The sequence below is a fragment of the Gordonia crocea genome, assembly GCF_009932435.1.
Taxonomy (GTDB): Bacteria; Actinomycetota; Actinomycetes; order Mycobacteriales; family Mycobacteriaceae; genus Gordonia; species Gordonia crocea.
The window spans coordinates 25,060-42,421 of record NZ_BJOU01000008.1 but is presented as its reverse complement, the minus strand read 5'-3'; the positions used below and the strand labels follow the sequence as shown (position 1 = coordinate 42,421).

General features: G+C 67.5%; 23 protein-coding genes. 12 read left to right on the top strand and 11 right to left on the bottom strand.

The genetic code is table 11. The features are described 5' to 3' along the window. Positions 1–92 precede the first annotated feature (92 nt). On the top strand, positions 93–1,130 hold the full coding sequence (locus nbrcactino_RS13710) for a hypothetical protein (protein WP_161928105.1): 1,038 nt from the start codon (positions 93–95) through the stop codon (positions 1,128–1,130). A 122-nt stretch (positions 1,131–1,252) separates the two neighbouring features. Next, a complete protein-coding gene (locus nbrcactino_RS13705; protein ID WP_228460898.1) occupies positions 1,253–2,314 on the top strand; it encodes a DNA polymerase IV in 1,062 nt (353 codons plus the stop codon). Between the two features lie 15 nt (positions 2,315–2,329). Here the strand turns inward: nbrcactino_RS13705 and nbrcactino_RS13700 are convergent, their stop codons facing one another. Next, a complete protein-coding gene (locus nbrcactino_RS13700) occupies positions 2,330–2,812 on the bottom strand; it encodes a SixA phosphatase family protein (protein ID WP_161928104.1) in 483 nt (160 codons plus the stop codon). Further along, positions 2,809–3,075 carry a hypothetical protein gene (locus tag nbrcactino_RS13695; RefSeq protein WP_161928103.1) on the bottom strand — a complete coding sequence of 89 codons (267 nt, stop codon included), beginning with the start codon at positions 3,073–3,075 and terminating at the stop codon, positions 2,809–2,811. The genes nbrcactino_RS13700 and nbrcactino_RS13695 overlap by 4 nt, the downstream gene beginning before the upstream one ends. Positions 3,076–3,207: 132 nt before the next feature. Here nbrcactino_RS13695 and nbrcactino_RS13690 point away from each other — a divergent pair, with 132 nt between their 5' ends. Next, positions 3,208–3,741, top strand: coding sequence for an OsmC family protein (locus tag nbrcactino_RS13690; RefSeq protein WP_161928102.1), 534 nt, complete (start codon positions 3,208–3,210; stop codon positions 3,739–3,741). A gap of 5 nt (positions 3,742–3,746) precedes the next feature. On the opposite strand, the gene nbrcactino_RS13685 is transcribed toward nbrcactino_RS13690, so the two are convergent. Further along, a complete protein-coding gene (locus nbrcactino_RS13685) occupies positions 3,747–4,127 on the bottom strand; it encodes a YbjQ family protein (protein WP_161928101.1) in 381 nt (126 codons plus the stop codon). A 42-nt stretch (positions 4,128–4,169) separates the two neighbouring features. Beyond that, entirely contained in the window at positions 4,170–4,553 is a 384-nt protein-coding gene (locus nbrcactino_RS13680) for a hypothetical protein (RefSeq protein ID WP_161928100.1), read from the bottom strand. A 146-nt stretch (positions 4,554–4,699) separates the two neighbouring features. Between nbrcactino_RS13680 and nbrcactino_RS13675 the strand changes: the two genes are divergently transcribed. The 3 genes from nbrcactino_RS13675 (at position 4,700) to nbrcactino_RS13665 (ending at position 6,469) form a co-directional block, all read left to right on the top strand. Continuing rightward, on the top strand, positions 4,700–5,062 hold the full coding sequence (locus nbrcactino_RS13675; protein ID WP_161928099.1) for a hypothetical protein: 363 nt from the start codon (positions 4,700–4,702) through the stop codon (positions 5,060–5,062). Between the two features lie 98 nt (positions 5,063–5,160). Continuing rightward, positions 5,161–5,532: a hypothetical protein gene (locus tag nbrcactino_RS13670; protein WP_161928098.1), complete on the top strand. Its 372-nt coding sequence runs from the start codon at positions 5,161–5,163 to the stop codon at positions 5,530–5,532. Between the two features lie 55 nt (positions 5,533–5,587). After that, entirely contained in the window at positions 5,588–6,469 is an 882-nt protein-coding gene (locus tag nbrcactino_RS13665; RefSeq protein WP_186343392.1) for a DMT family transporter, read from the top strand. 31 nt (positions 6,470–6,500) lie between these two features. On the opposite strand, the gene nbrcactino_RS13660 is transcribed toward nbrcactino_RS13665, so the two are convergent. After that, positions 6,501–6,950, bottom strand: coding sequence for a flavodoxin domain-containing protein (locus nbrcactino_RS13660; protein WP_161928097.1), 450 nt, complete (start codon positions 6,948–6,950; stop codon positions 6,501–6,503). Between the two features lie 116 nt (positions 6,951–7,066). Then, positions 7,067–7,876, bottom strand: coding sequence for an acetoacetate decarboxylase family protein (locus nbrcactino_RS13655; protein ID WP_161928096.1), 810 nt, complete (start codon positions 7,874–7,876; stop codon positions 7,067–7,069). A 178-nt stretch (positions 7,877–8,054) separates the two neighbouring features. On the opposite strand from nbrcactino_RS13655, the gene nbrcactino_RS18250 reads away from it, so the two are divergent. Then, a complete protein-coding gene (locus nbrcactino_RS18250; RefSeq protein ID WP_228460896.1) occupies positions 8,055–9,038 on the top strand; it encodes a Mesocentin in 984 nt (327 codons plus the stop codon). Here the strand turns inward: nbrcactino_RS18250 and nbrcactino_RS13645 are convergent. Beyond that, entirely contained in the window at positions 9,017–9,778 is a 762-nt protein-coding gene (locus nbrcactino_RS13645; protein WP_228460894.1) for a MerR family transcriptional regulator, read from the bottom strand. The two genes, nbrcactino_RS18250 and nbrcactino_RS13645, sit on opposite strands and share 22 nt — an antisense overlap. A 38-nt stretch (positions 9,779–9,816) precedes the next feature. Between nbrcactino_RS13645 and nbrcactino_RS13640 the strand changes: the two genes are divergently transcribed. Continuing rightward, on the top strand, positions 9,817–10,254 hold the full coding sequence (locus tag nbrcactino_RS13640) for a DUF6194 family protein (RefSeq protein WP_228460892.1): 438 nt from the start codon (positions 9,817–9,819) through the stop codon (positions 10,252–10,254). Here the strand turns inward: nbrcactino_RS13640 and nbrcactino_RS13635 are convergent, their stop codons facing one another. From nbrcactino_RS13635 to nbrcactino_RS18040, 3 genes are all read right to left on the bottom strand, one after another. Further along, a complete protein-coding gene (locus nbrcactino_RS13635; protein WP_161928095.1) occupies positions 10,255–11,244 on the bottom strand; it encodes an alpha/beta hydrolase in 990 nt (329 codons plus the stop codon). Positions 11,245–11,392: 148 nt separating this feature from the next. Next, entirely contained in the window at positions 11,393–11,542 is a 150-nt protein-coding gene (locus nbrcactino_RS13630; RefSeq protein WP_161928094.1) for a hypothetical protein, read from the bottom strand. Further along, complete coding sequence (locus nbrcactino_RS18040; protein ID WP_186343396.1) at positions 11,509–11,706, bottom strand: hypothetical protein; 198 nt, start codon at positions 11,704–11,706, stop codon at positions 11,509–11,511. Before nbrcactino_RS18040 ends, nbrcactino_RS13630 begins: the two co-directional genes overlap by 34 nt. A 183-nt stretch (positions 11,707–11,889) precedes the next feature. On the opposite strand from nbrcactino_RS18040, the gene nbrcactino_RS18245 reads away from it, so the two are divergent. After that, complete coding sequence (locus tag nbrcactino_RS18245) at positions 11,890–12,252, top strand: helix-turn-helix transcriptional regulator (RefSeq protein WP_228460890.1); 363 nt, start codon at positions 11,890–11,892, stop codon at positions 12,250–12,252. A gap of 160 nt (positions 12,253–12,412) precedes the next feature. Here the strand turns inward: nbrcactino_RS18245 and nbrcactino_RS13620 are convergent, their stop codons facing one another. Next, positions 12,413–13,738 carry an HNH endonuclease signature motif containing protein gene (locus nbrcactino_RS13620; RefSeq protein ID WP_161928092.1) on the bottom strand — a complete coding sequence of 442 codons (1,326 nt, stop codon included), beginning with the start codon at positions 13,736–13,738 and terminating at the stop codon, positions 12,413–12,415. 472 nt (positions 13,739–14,210) lie between these two features. On the opposite strand from nbrcactino_RS13620, the gene nbrcactino_RS13615 reads away from it, so the two are divergent. The 3 genes from nbrcactino_RS13615 (at position 14,211) to nbrcactino_RS13605 (ending at position 17,328) form a co-directional block, all read left to right on the top strand. Continuing rightward, complete coding sequence (locus nbrcactino_RS13615; protein ID WP_161928091.1) at positions 14,211–14,597, top strand: hypothetical protein; 387 nt, start codon at positions 14,211–14,213, stop codon at positions 14,595–14,597. A gap of 105 nt (positions 14,598–14,702) precedes the next feature. Continuing rightward, positions 14,703–16,094, top strand: coding sequence for an IS1380 family transposase (locus nbrcactino_RS13610; RefSeq protein ID WP_161928090.1), 1,392 nt, complete (start codon positions 14,703–14,705; stop codon positions 16,092–16,094). A 532-nt stretch (positions 16,095–16,626) separates the two neighbouring features. Then, complete coding sequence (locus tag nbrcactino_RS13605) at positions 16,627–17,328, top strand: MspA family porin (RefSeq protein WP_161928089.1); 702 nt, start codon at positions 16,627–16,629, stop codon at positions 17,326–17,328. Positions 17,329–17,362: the final 34 nt, after the last annotated feature.

Genomic DNA, 17,362 nt, shown 5'->3' with positions numbered 1-17,362 from the left:
TGTCGGCCGGGCGGTTGATGGCGGGACCGGGTCGGCTGTTAGGTTCTACCGAAGTAACTTTGCGGAACTTCTTTGGGGGACTCTCTATGGGCATGCGGCGATTCGGAAGCTACGGCGCGGTGCTGCTCGCGGCCGGCCTGGTGGTGTCGGGCTGCGGTGGCGGCGACAAGGGCGGCGACAACGCGGGTGGTGCGAACGTGAAGACCTCGTGCAGCATCGCCTACCTGACCGCGACGGCGGTTCCGGGCAAGCTGGTCGCCTACAAGTCGACTGGCGATGAGAGCAAGCTCCCGGTGGAGGACACCACGCTGAAGTTGGCCGGGTCGCTGATCAAGGATGCCAAGGTCCGGGCGATCGCGGAGAAGGGCAAGGCCAACGCGGAGGCGTTCAACGCCGCCCTCGCCAAGAAGGACAACGCCGCGCGCGACAAGGCAATCGTCGACGCGAAGCCGATCCTGGACGAGTACAAGGCCGCATGTTCGGCGGCCAACCCGGACCTCAACGGGGCGATCGGCTACCTGGAGGAGTCGCTCGCCTCGGGAACGCTGCCCGAACCGGTCGCCAAGGCGGGGCCTGCGCCCACCTCGGCCGCGGCGCCCACCTCGTCGGCCGCGCCGTCGAAGCCCAAGCCGAAGCCGCTGCCGGTGGTGACCCCGCGGGGTACCAAGGTCAAGTTGGGGCAGCCGGTCATCGTGGAATTGGTGAAGGACGGGAAGAAGTCCTTGGCGCAGATGACGGTGACCGCCATCGTTAAGGCCACCGACGACGACCTCAAGGTCCTCAAGAAGGACTCCCTGAAGGGCATCCTCGGCGTGTTCTTCGTGCGTGCCGACTTCAAGGACATCCGGCCCGAGGGCACGCCGTTCGATCCTGCAGTCCCGTCGGTGGACTCGGTCTACCCGGAGTTCGAGATCGGGACGGCCGACGGCACCACCTGGACCAAGATGATCACCTTCGGCGAGTTCAAGCCGTGCAAGGATTCGGCCAGCTACAACAACGACGGCGTGCGCAAGCTCTGCACCCCGTTCGCGATCACCTCGGGTTCCACCGACGTGCGGGCCGCCGCCCTGACCGGCCTGGAGATCGGCAAGACCGACTCGAACAATCCGCTCTATACCTGGACCCGGTAGCGCAGAGAATCGGGCAGACCGCCCTCGGCGGGACGAACCAGAAGTCGGGCGGCAAGACGCTGTACCGCTGGACCGTCGGCTGATGCCTGCCCCCGGACCGGTTGCCGCAGTAGGGTCGAACCGTGGGCACACGGCGGATCCTGCACGTCGACCTGGACCAGTTCCAGGTCTCGGTGGAACGCCGGCGCAGCCCGGAACTGGCCGGGGTGCCCGTCATCGTCGGCGGGGACGGCGACCCGACCCAGCCCCGCAAGGTGGTGACGTGCGCGTCATATGAGGCCCGCGCGCAGGGGGTGCGTGCCGGGATGCCGTTGCGCGCGGCCTATCGGAAGATGCCCGACGCGGTCTACCTCCCGCTGGACACCGACGCCTACGACGATGCTTCGGCCGAGGTGATGACGGTCCTGCGCGGGTTCGGCCCGGTGGAGGTGTGGGGCTGGGACGAGGCGTATCTGGGCGCCGACGACCTCGACGATGCGGCCGCCGCACAGCTGGCCCGCGACGTCATCGACACGATCGCCGGGCACACCGGGCTCCCCGCGTCGATCGGGATCAGCGACAACAAGCAGCGGGCCAAGATGGCGACGAACTTCGCCAAGCGCGCCGACGCCGATGCCGGGCCGCGGGTCTTCCGGCTCGACGCCGACAACTGGGGCGAGATGATGGGGGGCCAGCCGACGCGGGAGTTGTGGAGCGTCGGGCCCAAGACCGCGGCGAAGCTGGCGACGATCGGGGTGACCACCGTCGACGAGCTGGTCGCCACCCCCAAGGACGATCTGATCGCGACTTTCGGCCCCCACCAAGGCAATTGGCTCTACGTGTTGTGCCGCGGCGGTGGGGATTCGACGATCACCGTCGAACCGTGGGAGGCGAAATCGCATTCGCATTCGCGGACGTTCCCGACCGACCTGGTCGAACCCGGCGAGCTGCACGCCGCCGTCGACGACCTCACCGCCGAGGTACTGCGCCACGTGCGCGACGAGGGGCGGATCGTCTTCCGCGTCGCGGTGACGGTGCGGACGGCGACCTTCTACACGCGCACCAAGTCGCGCAAGCTCGCCGCGCCCACCGTCGACGTCGAGCAGATCGGCCCGCCGGTGCACGCCCTGCTCGACGACTTCGACCTGGACCGCCCGGTGCGCGTGCTCGGCGTCCGGCTCGACCTGGTCCCCACCGAGGACTGAACGCCGCCGGCCGGGTCAGCGCGGGACGCGGACCCCGTGCAGCGCGACCTCGGGGTCGACGGCCAGGCCCAGATCGGCCCATCCGACGCCGATGGACAACACGGCATAAGCCGACGTCGGGAACTCGGGGACGTCCCCGTCGGGGTCGAGGGCCAGGGCGGTGTCGGCCATGCCGGGCATGTGCCCGACGACGAGGAGGGTGCCCGCCGACTCGGGCGCATAGATCCGGATGGCCTCCAAGATCTCCGACGACAAGGCGCCGTACAGCTCGTCGAGGTATTGCACCGGCGCGTCGATCCCGGTGCGCTTCAAGGTCTCCCTCGTCCTCTTGGCCGTCGAGCAGAGCACCGCGTCGACGGCGAGCTGCTCGTCGCGCATCCACTGCCCGGCGAGCGCGGCCTGGCTGATGCCGCGCGGGGCGAGGGGGCGGTGGTGGTCGTCGGCGCCGGCCGGGTAGGCCGATTTGCCGTGGCGCAGCAGGACGAGGGTGCGGCTCACGCGCTGCGCCGCTGGGACAGGGCACCGTCGCACATCAGCGTCAGCACCGCCGACGTCTCGCGCCAGGCCACGGCCTCCTGCCAGTGGAACTGGGCCTGCGTCTCGTCGTCGTCCACCAAGGCCTCATAGGACAGGAGGTGCTCGTCGAACTTGTCGCGGCACAGGCCGATGAATTCCGGGATCTGCGTGGCGTCGGTGCAGACCCGCTCGATCTGGTGGCGGTTCAGCGTCACCAGGCGCTCCAACTCATCGGAAAACCCCATGGCTCTCACGCTAGCCCCGACCCCCGACAAACGGTCGGTCCCACGCCGGGCGCCCGGGCCCCGAAGCCGCCGGACAGACCCAGCGTGGTTCTAACCATGGGGTGCGGACCTGGGCGAACCTAGGGTCGGGGCATGACTACGGCAACCACGCACACCATCCCCGACACCGGCGAACTCAACGCGATCGCCAGCGCCACGGCCGCCGCCGTGAGCGCCAATCCGGCCGCCGCGGTGGCGGTGTTCACCGCGTCGGCAACGCCCAACGGCCGCGTCGGTTCCGACATCGCGCTGGGCACCCACACGGTCAGCGTCGACGAGCCGCCGGCGCTCGGCGGAGACGGATCCGCGGCGAACCCGGTCGAGTACTACCTCGCCGCGCTGCTGTCCTGCCAGATCGTCACCTACCGCTTCTGGGCGCAGCGCCTGGGCATCGAGATCGGCAACCTGCGTGCCTCGGCCGAGGGCGACCTCGACGTCAACGGATTCTTCGGCCTCGACGGACAGACCCGCCCCGGTTTCCAGGAGGTCCGCGTGACCGTCGACATCGACGGCCCGGCCACCGAGGAGCAGTACCGCGAGTTGCAGCGCGTCGTCGACGAGCACTGCCCGGTCCTGGACCTGACCACCTCGCCGACGCCGGTTCACACGACCCTCAACGTCGGGTAGTCGAGCTAGGCCGGTCGGTTCCGCGCATCGGCGGCCGACTGCGGTGTCGCACCGGGTTCGCCCTCGGGGATGGGCACGGCGACGACGGCGGTGCCGTAAGCACAGATCTCGGAGAAGCTGGTGCCGATCGCGCCGGTGTCGAAGCGGGCGCCGATGATCGCGTTCGCGCCGCGCTGCTGCGCCTGCTCCCACATCCGCGTCGTGACCTGCTGGCGGGAGTCGTAGACGAGCTTGGTGTATTCGGTGACCTCGCCACCGCCCATCGCGCGGAACCCGGCGACGAAGTTGGCGCCAATGTTGGCCGACCGGACGGTCATTCCCATCACCTCGCCCAGAACGGCCTCGATGCGGTAGCCGGGGATGTCATTGGTAGTGACGATGAGCATGGTGTCAGCTCGACCTTTCGATTCGGTTCATCTGTTCTCGGTCTAACACGTGACCGTCGCGTCCTTCTTCTTCGTTCGGGCCACGTTGACGCGTATCCGGTTGCCGTTGAGGTAGACCCGGCAGCCGGCGTATTGGCCGCGCGAGGCGAACGTCATGCCGATCCGCGGATCGGTGGACCGGGTGAGCACGGTCTGCTGCGCGAACCACTTGCCGTCGGCGCGCTGGGAGAAGAAGGTCGCGAACTTCAACGTCGTCGGGCGGCTATTCGCGTCGTACCAGGTCCAGGAACCGTTGTGCGGCATGTCGGAGACCGCGTAATAGGTCACCGACGTCTCGCCGAAGGCGTGTGCCGGGCCGACGGCGAGCAACGACGGCGAGAGTGCCGCGACGCCCAGCACCGCCATCCGCGGGAGGAGAGGTCTCACGACGACCAGTGTGGCCTACGGCGGACGCCGACGGGGTCGACCGGGCCGCATCGTTATCGGCGGGTGGGGGCCGTCGGCCTCTCGGACGACGGGCCAGTGGGCCTCGGTAGTCTGGTCGGCATTCCCGACCACCAGTAGGGGGAATCATGCAGAAGTTCCAGCGACTCGCCGCGGCGACGCTCGCCGCCGCGGCCGTGGCCACCGGTGCGACGGCAGTCGCCGCCTCGCCCGCCGAGGCCAGGATCGCCAGCGGCAAGTACTGGTACACCGGCTCGCAGAAGTCGGGCGAGCAGATCACGCGGCAACCGGTCACCGTTCGCGGTTCCCAGTTCCAGTTCCAGGGTTCGCCGCAGGTCTTCTTCATCCACCACACCCGTCGCGGTGGCTGGTTCGACGCGAACGGCGCGCGGATCAACCTGCGTCGCTCCGGCAACGGTTACACCGGGACCAGCAGCTTGCCGTTCACCTCGCCCAGCACCTGGGCGCGCATCACCTTGACCCCGCGCTGACTCGCGCGGACTCCCGGCACCAACCGGCCAATCCCGACCTCGACGACATGTGACGCCGGTAACGTTGCCTCCCGATAACACCGGTGGGAGGAACAGGGATGCTCAACGTCAGGCGAAAGGTCGCGGCGGCACTCGTGGCGGTCGGAATCGCAGCGGGGGCCGGCGCGGTGGCCGCGCCGAGCGCGCAGGCGGCGATCCGCCCGGGGAACTACACCTACTCGGTGTGGGACGGACCCACCAGGATCTTGACCCAGCCGGCGGTTGTGCGCGGCAACCGCATCTACCTGGTGCACGAGCAGACCTGGTATGAAATCAAGCCCACCCGCAGCGGCGGCGTCGTGACCGCGGAGATGATTGACCGCCGGGTGTTTTGGCGGTCCGGCGACGGCTACGCGGGTGTCTCCTACATGTGGTTCATCCCGCGGCACAAGACGGTCACCGCGCGGCTCACCCTGACGCCCACGCGGTAGCGGCAACGATCGACCCGGTCGGCGCCGTCGAGCGTCGTCGGCGATAATCGGACACGTGCACACCTGGCTCCCCGCGCTGCTCGCCATTCTGGCGGCGCTCCTCATCGCGTTGGGGACGGTGATCCGTCAGCGCGAGTCGGCAGAGTCGGGGGCGATCAACGCCAAGTGGTGGATCGGCGCGCTCATCGCGATCTTCGGGTTCGGCGCCCAGGCCGCGGCGCTGGGGTTGGGGCCGATCCTGCTGGTCCAGCCGCTGATCGTGCTGGCCGTGCTGTTCTCGCTGCCGATGGAGGCGTGGGCCGACGACCGGCACCCCCGCACCTACGAATGGGCATGGGGCCTGGTCCTGGTGGCCTGCGTCGGTACCTTCCTGGTGATCGCGCACCCCGAGCAGTCGACGCGGCGCCCCGATGTGACGACGCTGGCCATTGCGACGACGTCGGTGATCGCGGCGGTCGCGGTGCTGGTGGTCCTGGCAGAGCGGTCGCGCAGCAGCCACTACCGCGCGCTGTTCTACGGCCTGGCGGCCGGCGTGCTGTTCGGCGTGTCCGCGCTGCTGGTGAAGTCGGTCATCATGCACGCGATGGTCTCGTGGCGCGACGTGTTCACCCACGGGTCGCTCTACGTGCTGCTGATCGTGGCGCCCAGTGCGATCGTCGCCCAGCAGCGCGGTTTCGGCGCGGGCGACCTGCAGACGTCGTTCCCGGCGATGAACGTGATGGAACCGGCCGTCGCGATGGCCCTGGGCATGTTGGTGCTGGGCGAGGAGATCAAGGTCAGCGTGAAGACGGCCCTGTTCCTCGGCATCGTGCTGGCGTTGATGATCCGGTCGGTCACCGAGTTGGCGAAGCTCGCGGCGTCGCGCGCGGACACCGTGCACGAGCATCAACTCGAGAGCCGGATCCTCAAGAAGGCAGCCAGCCCGCCGACCCCCTGAGGGGCGACGGGCTGGGAGACCTACGAGGGGATCAGGCGTTGATGAGCGGGGCGATGCCCTGCGCCCACTCCTCGGCCTGTGCGGTCGGCTTGATGTCCGACGAGAGGTCGTGGCGGCCGTGCTCGCCGACCTGGGTGGCCCCGAGGTTGGTCAGCATCTCGGCCATGATCTCGCCGCCGCGGTTGAAGGTGTCGTCATACACCGTGTCGCCGAGGCCGAAGACCGCGAAGCGCAGGCCCGACAGGTCGGGCTTCTGGGCGTCGAGTTCGTCGGCAAAGGGGAGCGCCCCGGTGGGCAGCTCGCCCTCACCGTAGGTGGAGCAGACGACGATGACGAAGTCGCTGGGATCGAGATCCTCGACCGCGTAATCGGTCATGTCGTAGACCGACGGATCGTGCTCACCGGCGAGGACATCGGCGATGGCGTCGGAGACCAGCTCGCCGGTGCCGGTCTCTGTGCCGTACAGAATCACAGTGGACATGGGGTTCAATTCTAGGGCCCAACCTGCGCGATTCAGAAATCGAGACACCATGACATTGGTCTCGAACCGCAAGGACCATCGGCCCTGCTCAAGTGTGCGGGAAACGGGTCCGCGCGTCAGCAGACGGTGGCGTCGTCGAAGGTCATCTGCAGTTTCGCCACCGATGAGGTCATCAGCGCGTGCCGGGACAGGCCGAGTCCGCGCAGTTCGTCGGCGATCGGGTGGCTGCCGAGGGTCAGGGTGGCCCCGCCGACGCGGGTGTGGACGCCGGTGGTCTGTTCCAGCCGCCACGGGGTGCGCCGCGTGGTGCCGTCGAGGTGGGAGTAGGCGGTTAGGGTGGTGCCGCCGGACTGGTCGGGGACGCCGATCCCGGGCGCCAGCGTGAGGTCGACGATGTCGTGCCCGTCGGCGCGCACCGCGCCGTGCTTGCGCGGCGAGTCGTGGTCCACGTCGAATTCGGCCATGGTCTTGGGGAAGCCCCAGATGCCGCGGCCGGCCGCGAGGGTGAACTCGCCGTCGACGGGGAGGTGGTGGATGAGGGCGCGGGCATCGCCGCGGATCAGCGAGCCCAGTGAGGCGATGGGGGAGGCGCCGGGCTGCTCGGGGTCGTTGACCAGGAAGCAGACGCCGAATTCGTTGTACGGGCCGAGGTCGCCGTCGATGTAGTCGACGAACACCAGCATCGCCACGGTGCGCGGCTGGCCGAAGCGCCGCGGATCGAGGCTGAACGGGTTGACGATCAGCGGGGTGAGGCGGGTGGGTGCGATCGCGGCGGTGACCGCATCGGCCGACGCGGTGAACCCGGCGACGAAGCAGCGCGCGTTGCGGATGCGCACCGGCATGTCGACGGTGGTCCCCAGGACTTGGTGGGTGCTGCTCACGGCTACTCCGTAGAAACTAGAACGTGTTCTCGTTGCGACAACCATAGCCGCCGCGCTCGACGGCGTCCGGCGGGTCGGGAGAATCCGGGGTGGAGTGCTGAAAGGGCTAAATCCGACAATGGCCGCACACCTCCCGCTACTCTGTATCACCTATACGCATCAATATATGGGCGCTACAGGTCGCCGACGGTGGGCTGGCGTCCGCACCGGAGGGAGCAGGCAGATGAAGAAGCTATTCGGGGTGTGGGCCTTGTTGGCCGCACTGACATTGGTGATCGGCGGCTGTAGCAGCGACGACTCCAAGAGTTCGCCGGACTCCGCGGCCTCGCCGGTGTCCGCGGCCAAGCAGGGCGACCCGTCCAAGCCTGATCCCCGGACAGCGGGATGGGATATCCACGGGTACCCGATCAACGGCGGCCCCAAGGGTGCCGACGGTTCGACGGGCAACAACCTCGACCGTCACTTCTGCGCGCACAACCAGGATCGGCGTTGCCCGGTGGGCAGCTACGTCGGGCCGTTCACCGGCTACCACGACGGGCACGGCTACTGGGATGCCAATGGTCGCCCGGTCCACGGCGGCCCGGTGGGGGCGGATGGGTCGACGGGCAACAACCTCACGCAGGAGCACTGCGCCCGCAACGAGGACCCGGCCTGCCCGCGCGGTAGTTACGTGGGGCCCAACGCCCAGCGCGACCCTCGCGGCGGCCCGCACTACGTGAAGTGTGAGGGGACCATCTGCACCAATCCCAACCACGGTGCCGGCACCGATCCCAAGGAGAACGGCGGCGATTCCGGTGCGCACGGCGTCTGGGATGCCAACGGCAACCCGATTGCCGGCGGCCCGACCGGGGCGGACGGCTCCACCGGTAACAACCGCACCCGCCAGTACTGTGCGGCCAATCAGGACCCGGGCTGCCCCGCGGGCAGCTACATCGCGCCGGCCCAGCCCGGTCCGCCCGAGCCCGGCCAGAACCAGATGCAGGGCCCTGGAGAGCAGAAGAACGACGACCAGAACAACGACAACCAGAACAACAACGATCAGAACGACGACGACCAGAACGACAACGACCAGGGCGGCGATCAGAACAACGATCAGGGCGGCGACGACCAGGGCGGCGATCAGAACAACGATCAGGGCGGCGACGACCAGGGCGGCGACGACCAGGGCGGCGATCAGAACAACGATCAGGGCGGCGACGACAACTGAGAATCCGGTGCGGCGCCCTCGATGATCTCGGCGATGAGTGCTCCGGCACGGAGTAGGGCGAGGGCGCGCTGGGAGATGGCCTGCAGGCGGGCGTCGAGCGCGGCCAGCGAGGTCGCGACGTCGGGGAGTTCGCGGATCGCGGTGATCGCTTGCATTACCTCGGGGATCCGGTAGCCGCCGGCACGGAGTGCTGCGGTGATGCGGGCCTCGCGGATCGCCCGGACCGGATACCGCCGAGCGGTTCCCGCCGCCGTGGGCACCCGCTCCGGCGCGACGAGTCCGACGCTTTCCCAGAAACGCAGCGTCGACGCCCGGACGCCGAGCGCCTGGGACAGTTCGGTGATCGTCATGGCGTCGCCGGCGGCTGGAGGGGCGTCGGTGGCCGCCTCGGCGCTGATCGACTCTAGGGCGGCCCGTGCGGCCAGGGTCTGTTCGCGCTCGCGGTTGAGTCGGCTGTGGAACTCGCCGACCAGGGCCGCGGCCCGGTCCGGCGGGTCGCGGCGGATCTGTCGTAGGGCGCGCCGCGCGTCGACCGGCCCAACGGCGTGGGCGAGATCGCGGTAGGCCCGTAGGCCGCGCACGTGCTCGGGGGAGAACTGTCGGTATCCGCTGCCGGTCCTCGCCGCCGGTCCGACTACCCCGAGCGCTTCCAAATCGCGCACCTGCTGCACGGAGTACCCCGCTGCCGCAGCGACGGTCGCAGTCGTCATCGCCGGCGGCAGTGCTTCGCTTGGTCCCATGCAACCCTCCATAAGCACTTCAAGTACATGCTTGAACTATGAGTATGGACCAGCTGTTGGCGACGATCCGATCCTTCGACGGGGTGCTCGAACTCGCCCCCGTGGCGGGCAGTGACTTTCCGGAGGTTGCCTGGGGCGACCACTTCTTCTACTTCGCCCCCGACGGCGTGGTGCCGGCGCGCCAACAGCCCTATGCGACCTTCGTGACGAAGAACTACCCGGACGACACCGCGTCCAATCTCGACGAGCCCGACCGTTGGCGGCTGAACATCCACGTAGGCGCCACCGTGTTCCTCGAACTGACCGGCGAAACGCCCCGGTCCGGCCAACGGTCCTGGGACTACGCGGCCGACGACGAAGTCGTCCCGCACCCGGTGTACCGCCGCCAGGGGTGGGTGTCGATCACCAACCCGGGCCCGCGCACCACCGCGTTGGCCATCCGCCTGTTACGCGAGGCCCATGCGGCCCTCGGGTGATCAGCGGGTGTGCAGATCCCGGGCGAGGTAGGGCCAAGTGTTGTGCAGGTCGTCTTCCCAGTAGCCCCACGAGTGGGTGCCGCCGGGCCGGGTGGTGAGCCGGAACGGGATGTTGAGCGAGCGTAGGCGGTCGGCCATCTGCTGCGTGCAGGTGTTGACCGCCACCTCGATCAGCCCGCCGACGACGGCCTGGTTGGCCAGCGTGATGGGGTCACCGTCGATGCCCTTGTCGCCGAGGTTCTCGTGCGAGCCGGGCGCACCCGTGCCGGTGGTCATGTAGATCTTGGTACCGCGCAGGCGGGGGGCCTGGATGTAGGGGTCGTTGGCGATCCACCCGGGGCCGCCGAGCGGGCCCCACATGTTGGCGATGTTGCCCTGACCGCGGTCGACGACCATCTTGATGTACTGCTGGCCGAGCGGATCGCTGCTGCGGGCGCAACCGCTGAACGCGGCGATCGAGCGGTAGAGCTTGGGTTTGGCGATGGCCAGGTTGAACACCGAGGTGCCGGCCATGGAGATGCCGGCGATCGCGTTGCGGCCGGTGGTCTTGAAGTGGGAGTTGATCAGCGGGGGCAGTTCCTTGGTGAGGAAGGTCTGCCACATGGGCTTGCCGAGCGCGGGGTCGCGGTGCTTCCAGTCGGTGTAGTAGCTGAATGCGCCGCCGATGGGGGTGACCACGTAGACGTTCTTGTTCTTGAAGAACTTGGCGTAGTTGGTGCGCGCGGACCAGGTCGCCGAGTCTTCACCGCCGCCGGCCCCGTTGAGCAGGTACAGCACCGGGTAGGCCTTGCCCGTGTTGGGCGGGCGCAGCACGGTGATCGGGAAGGACTGGCGCATCGCAGCCGAGTACACGACGAGGGTGATCTCCCGCGGCGCGTCCTCGTAGGAGCTGATGATCCTCGACTTGGGTGCGGCCTGTGCGGCACCCGCACAGAGGGTTGCGGCCAACACTGATGCCAGCACCAGCCCGGCCCACCGGAATCCCCGCACGCTGAGTCCTTTCGTCGACGGTCGCGGTGATCGAGGTTACCTTGCGTATCTGGGATGTTCCTGGCAGGTCACCTGGCTGCGGCCAGATAGGGGCCGTACCGAGATGTCTGTCGTATCCAACCGCGTCGACGGACAGCCGCGGGTGTCGTCAGCGCCGCCGCACGGCCGCGACGACTTCGCACGCGAACCAGACCGGCACCCAGGCTCCGCAGGTCGCGATGATCATCACCAGGTGGAACGTGCGCGCGGGGACCGGCGGCTGTCTTACGACGACGACGATGGGTGGTTGCTGGGCCATGCCCGCACGCTACGTCGGACCTCGGACATTGCGCCGCTGACGACGAGGCCCCGCCTGGGGGCGACCTCGGGCATCCCTCCGACGAGCAGCGCCCCGCCGATCACGGCGGACAACACCGCGCGATGGCGCAGCAGCAGTTCGGTGTCCGCGTCGGGAACGGTCATGCCGTAACGCTGTTCGACGTGGCTCCGGGAGGTGACGGCCTCCACCGGGTCTACCTGGGCGGCGCGCCGCATCACACATCAGATTGCGGCGCCACCGTCGTCGCGCATGCTGTTCTGCTACCTCGACGCCGGGCGCGAGCGGATCGGCCGCTGGCTCGCGGAGGCGGCCGACGAGTTCCGCGGGTGCCGGAGCCGCTGGATCCGCGGATCGCCGACACCGTGCACCTGCTCCTCGACGACCCGACCGCCATCCCCGGTGCGACGGGGCTGGCCGTGCGGGCCGGTTGGTCGCGGTCGCATTTCCTGCGCCGGTTCAGCCGGGAGACGGGCACGAGCCTGCGGGGGTATCGGCTGTGGGCGCGGATGGTGGTGGTGGCTCGCGTGATCGCCGACGGCGGGGATCTCACCCGAGCGGCCGCCGACGCGGGGTTCGCCTCCCCGTCGCACTTCAGCGACACCTTCTTGCGCATGTTCGGCCTGACCGCCAGCGAGCTGCTTGGTTCGGGTGCCGAACTGATCATCGTCGCCGACGGGGTCACGCGATGAACGCGCGACGAGGCTGTGCAGGCCGGGGTTGGTCGGGGCCGTTCATGCACCCGGCATGGTTGCCGGTGTAGTGGACCGGCCCCGACCGGAGCCGCTTTTCGCTATGGAGTTCTCAAGGTACGTGCGCAGCCCCTGGGGAGCCGCTCTCATTGGGCCGGGTTTAAGCCGCGGCGTGGTTGGCGAGGGTGAGGGTGCGTCGGTTGTGGCAGCGGATCCAGTCACCTCCTTCGGGCGGCTGGAACCAGGGGTGTCCGTCGAAGCCGATTTGGATGTTCCAGCCTTTGCCGTGGATGTAGGTGTGGTGATGCAGGCTGCACAGCAGGACGGTGTTCTTGAGGTTCGTCTCGCCCCCGTCGGCCCAGTGCTGAATATGGTGGCCTTCACACCACGACGGTGGCGTGCCGCAGCCGGGGAATTGGCATCCGCCGTCGCGTGCTTCTAACGCGCGGCGGAGGGTGCCGGTGACGAATCGTTGGGTGCGTTTGGCGTCCAATGGCACCGAGTCTGCAGTGAGCAGCGCGGTGACTTCGGTGTTGCCGCAGGCGATCTCACGGGCCGTCTCCGCTGATACCGAGCCGGTGAACCCCAGCCGTGCGGCATGAGTCTGACCCAGAGGACTGTCGGGTACCAGCGTTGGTAGCGGCACGGTCATCGTGATGTGCGGGACGATTCCGCCCACCGTCGGACGGTTCCGTGAAGCAAGGTAGCTGCTGATCATGGCGACCAGGGCATCAGCGGTGCGCTGGGACCTGGAACGCGGATCCGGGGAACCGTCGGGTGCCGGGATGGGCTTCGCCAGGGCATCCAGCGCGGTGTGGAGTTTCTCCCCGGACAGCTGATCGAGGTCCGCTTCGAGGGTCACCCGCCCCTCATCGGTGCGCGACACGGTCGCCTGATTCAACGACGGATTGTCCGCGGGCGGGGTGGATGGCGGATCCAACGGCGCCAACTCGTGGCCGAGTTCGCGGGCTTTCTCCATGACTTGGGCGGGTTGGTCAATGCGGGCGTGCGCCAGCAATGTGGTGGCGGTCTTCGCCCGCACGTCATCGAAACCATCGGCACCCATGCGGGTGGCAATGTGGTCGAGACCGCGGATGACCGCATCGGCATGGTCAACGGTGAGGTCGCCGTCGCGGACCTCGCGCACCAGGTTCGGCAAATCATCCAAGTGTTGGGCCAACCGGGCGACCCGGTTGATAGTGGCCGGCGCCAACGGCAACTCCCGTAACAGATCGCGGCCGTTCTTCAACCGGTGCCGCACTGGAATGCCGATCTTCTCGGCCCGCGCCGTCGCAGCAGCCAACAGATAGGAGGCGATGTTGCCCATGCGCACCGCGGTGACCATCACCCCCAGCAAAGCCTTGTCGTCGACGATCGCTTCCGCGGAGGCCAACAAGGCACCCACACCGCTACCGGATTCGACGGCAGCTGGCGCCAAATCGTCGGCCAGGTCGGTGACGAATGCGGCGAGTTCGTCGTGGTTCATGTGACCCCCAGGTCCGGGTTCGCATCATGGCGTGCGGACCGCTGTTAGAAACTATGTGCTGTGGTTTTTGTATCTAGTGACCAGTGTACGCCGATCGTCTGACAAGTGCCGGGTCTTCTGAAGGCCCGGGGCGATCCGAGGCGTCGTCCTTGCGCCGCGACACGCCGAATCGCGGCAGGCAATTTCCGAGTCGGCGGCGAGGGCCGGGGTGGTGCTCGCAAGGTGCTAGCTATGCGCTAGCGAGGAGCGCTTTGACCAGCGTGAATCGCGCGTTGTCCTGGACTTTGGTCCGCTTACTGACTCCCGAGTTGGACGATCGCCCCAACTTCTTGGACATCTGCCCAGGTCAGAATAGGTGCGGGCGATTTGTGTGTTCCGCGTCACTCAGGATAAATTCAGTGTTTGAATGCGCAAAGACCGGTGTTGCAGCCGGCGGATTGGTCGACGTGGACCAGGCAGACAGGAGCAGTCGTTGAAGACGAAACAGCGTGACGATGATGGTCGGGGGGCCAAGGTGAGGACGGGCCGCAGCAGTCGTATGCGCGGCATGGTCGCCGGCGTAGCCGCGGCCTCCGCGCTCGCGCTGGGCGGCGCGCTCGTGGCGCCGCCGCAGGAGGCGCGCGCGGACTTGCTTTCTGATGCGCTTGCGGGGGCGGGAAGTCTCCAAGGCATCATCGGCAGTATTACGGCGGGCGCTGACTCGGTTTTGGCGCCGATTGCGGATCAATGGCGGATGCAGATCTGTGCTGCCGAAGGTGTTCAACGTGGCGGGGCTGACTGCTCCCTTTCTACTAACATCGGTGTGGCAGTTGTGGCTCCAGGGAACCTGGAGATGGTCCCTAGCCTCGCTATTTCATAGCGAATTGACGAACACGCGGCCCAGGACATAAAGAAAGGTGCTCTGACCTGGAATAATTGTGCTTGCGACAGTACAAATATCCGGAATCGAAGGAGCACCTTTCTGGTGAGTAACTCTACCGTGTTCTATCCGCAGTCGACGGTCACCGGTGACGGTGCGGGGATCGTGTCGCATGCGGGTTTGGCGTTGGTGACGCGAACAGCCGAGGTCGCAGGCCTTCCGAGGCTGTTGAGTGATGCGCTGACGCTGTGGCGCAAGGACTATGCGACCCATGATCCGGGCAAGATCGTCTTGGATCTGGCTGTGGCGATGGTCGGCGGCGCCGACTGCGCCGCTGATCTGGCGGTGCTGCGTGGCCGCGAGACGGTGTTCGGGCCGGTGGCCTCGGATCCGACCGTCTCTCGCCTGATCGCGACCCTGGCCGACGAACCGGTCGCGGCGCTGGCCGCGATCGCCGGCGCGCGGGCTGTGGCACGAAAGACGGTGTGGGAGTTGGCCGGTGAGCATGCCCCGAACCATCGGATCGATGAACACCACCCGTTGGTCATCGATCTGGATGCGACCCTGGTGACCGCGCACTCGGAGAAACAGGACGCGGCCCCGACCTATAAGCGGGGGTTCGGGTTCCACCCGCTGCTGGCGTTCATCGACCACGGCCCCGGTGGAACAGGGGAAGCCGCCGCAGGATTGTTGCGGGCCGGGAATGCTGGGGCGAACACCGCCGCCGACCACATCACCGTCCTTCACCGGGCCCTGGCCCAGATCCCGGGTCTGTGTTGGCGGGCCGGCCGCAAGATCCTCATCCGCACCGATAGTGCTGGCGGCACCAAAGGATTCCTGAATTACCTGCACAAACGGGGCCTGTCGTATTCGTGTGGGATTGGTATGACCCCGAACATGGCCGCCGCGGTCGAAGTGCTGCCCGCATCGGTGTGGACCCAGGCCTACAACGCCGACGGCCAGCCCCGTGACGGGGCCCAGGTCGCCGAACTGACCGGGGTCCTGTCTTTGACCGGCTATCCGCCGGGTATGCGGGTGATCGTGCGCCGCGAACGCCCCCACCCCGGCGCCCAGTTGCGGTTCACCGACACCAACGGATGGCGCCTGACCTGCTTTGTCACCAACAGCAGCCGCGGGCAACTCGCCGACCTGGAAATGCGGCACCGCCGCCGCGCCCGCTGCGAAGACCGCATCCGGGCCGCGAAAGCGACCGGCATGACGAACCTGCCGTACCACGACTTCACCAAGAACCAGATCTGGCTCGCCATCACTGAGTTGGCCACCGACCTGACCGCCTGGACCCAGATGCTCGCGCTGACCGGCACCGATGCGCGCACCTGGGAAATCAAACGCCTCCGCCTACGCCTGTGGGCGACCGCCGCCCGCCTGGCCCGCCACGCCCGCACCCGCCGGTTGCGTTACGACCAGCACCACCAATGGACACCAGTCCTCACCGCCGGCCTGCACCGCCTCGAGGGCTACCGCACCAGCCGCTGACCTGCCGGACCCGACCCGACCAACCAACCCCGAAAGACCACCGCCGGTGACGTGAAACCCGGCCGCCACCAGCGACAACGGTCGCCCTGTCATATCCACAGGACATAATCTGTTCTGCCGCAATCAATCCGAACCGATCAGGCCGGGAGCGGCACCTCACGAAAGATCGAGGCTAACGTTCCGAATCACGCCCGTCTCCCCTCAGCCGCATCACACCGACACGCCCCTCCCGCCCACTACTATCGCAGCAAACCTAGCAACAGCCCTTCCGCTAAACCAGCCCCACATACTTTAGACTCAATCCGATCCCAACTCACCGACGACCCGCGAGATTGCGCCTCAGACCGCCCGACAAGCACTTTGCGTTCACTGACCATCCATCTTACCGTTCGCAAACATTCACCGCTGGTGGCCCAGAAGTCACAGTTCCGATACTTTTCCACCGTATCGTTCGGCGAGTTGTCGAGGGACGCGCGCAGTCGCGAACCAGGTAACCAAGCCAGCCGAGACCTGCCACAGAATGAGGAAACACATGAACACATTCACCGCTGCTACACGCCGCGTAGCGACCGGATTTGTTGGCGCGGCGACCGTACTCGCCGCGTCGGTCGCGATCGGCGGAGCCATGCCCAGCGCGATGGCCGACGCGCGGTTCTCGCTCCCGAACGGCAAAGTGCGCGGCGACGGGGTGACCCTCATCAAGACAGGCGAGCGTGTCCGTATCGGCCCGTCGCTCGCCGCCAATGGTGCCGGTCGTTCGGTGTGGGTCTCGGGCAACGTGAAAGTTATCGCCCCCGGAATCGACACTCGCGAAGTCGGCCCTAACAACGGTCCACTCGGCGAGGACGCCGCACCTGGTTCGAATGGCGTATCAACGGCCGGCGCGGCAGCAACCCTCTCTGTCGGTTACGTCGTCGGCTGCCAAGTCGATATCGGCCAACTGAAGCTCGGAGCCGAGGGTTCTCTCGCGAATACAGGCCTACTAGACACCATCGCCGGTTCCATCTCCCTTCCGCTCGCGCCCGGCCAGATCATCTACGCTCCCGTGACTGCCAGCAAAAAAGGAAAGCACCTCGAGGAACCAGGGACCTACTTCCTTAACTGGCGCAACGTACAGATGGAGATCCAAGGCTGCGGGGGCTACGCCCAGGCACGCTCCTACGCGGTCATCGAGGTGACCGGCGAAGATCACCAGAAGATCCAGCTGTGGGGCAAGCCGTTCCCCATCGGCTGAACCTCGCCAACACATTCAAGAGAAGAGAGAATTT

Excerpts from the sequence above, each read along its gene's own strand:
- nbrcactino_RS13710 (WP_161928105.1), top strand. The coding sequence starts at position 93 with ATGCGGCGATTCGGAAGCTACGGCGCGGTGCTGCTCGCGGCCGGCCTG.
- nbrcactino_RS13695 (WP_161928103.1), bottom strand. The coding sequence starts at position 3,075 with ATGGGGTTTTCCGATGAGTTGGAGCGCCTGGTGACGCTGAACCGCCAC.
- nbrcactino_RS13690 (WP_161928102.1), top strand. The coding sequence starts at position 3,208 with ATGACTACGGCAACCACGCACACCATCCCCGACACCGGCGAACTCAAC.
- nbrcactino_RS13685 (WP_161928101.1), bottom strand. The coding sequence starts at position 4,127 with ATGCTCATCGTCACTACCAATGACATCCCCGGCTACCGCATCGAGGCC.
- nbrcactino_RS13675 (WP_161928099.1), top strand. The coding sequence starts at position 4,700 with ATGCAGAAGTTCCAGCGACTCGCCGCGGCGACGCTCGCCGCCGCGGCC.
- nbrcactino_RS13670 (WP_161928098.1), top strand. The coding sequence starts at position 5,161 with ATGCTCAACGTCAGGCGAAAGGTCGCGGCGGCACTCGTGGCGGTCGGA.
- nbrcactino_RS13660 (WP_161928097.1), bottom strand. The coding sequence starts at position 6,950 with ATGTCCACTGTGATTCTGTACGGCACAGAGACCGGCACCGGCGAGCTG.
- nbrcactino_RS13655 (WP_161928096.1), bottom strand. The coding sequence starts at position 7,876 with ATGGTTGTCGCAACGAGAACACGTTCTAGTTTCTACGGAGTAGCCGTG.
- nbrcactino_RS18250 (WP_228460896.1), top strand. The coding sequence starts at position 8,055 with ATGAAGAAGCTATTCGGGGTGTGGGCCTTGTTGGCCGCACTGACATTG.
- nbrcactino_RS13645 (WP_228460894.1), bottom strand. The coding sequence starts at position 9,778 with ATGGGACCAAGCGAAGCACTGCCGCCGGCGATGACGACTGCGACCGTC.
- nbrcactino_RS13640 (WP_228460892.1), top strand. The coding sequence starts at position 9,817 with ATGAGTATGGACCAGCTGTTGGCGACGATCCGATCCTTCGACGGGGTG.
- nbrcactino_RS13630 (WP_161928094.1), bottom strand. The coding sequence starts at position 11,542 with ATGGCCCAGCAACCACCCATCGTCGTCGTCGTAAGACAGCCGCCGGTC.
- nbrcactino_RS18040 (WP_186343396.1), bottom strand. The coding sequence starts at position 11,706 with ATGACCGTTCCCGACGCGGACACCGAACTGCTGCTGCGCCATCGCGCG.
- nbrcactino_RS13620 (WP_161928092.1), bottom strand. The coding sequence starts at position 13,738 with ATGAACCACGACGAACTCGCCGCATTCGTCACCGACCTGGCCGACGAT.
- nbrcactino_RS13605 (WP_161928089.1), top strand. The coding sequence starts at position 16,627 with ATGAACACATTCACCGCTGCTACACGCCGCGTAGCGACCGGATTTGTT.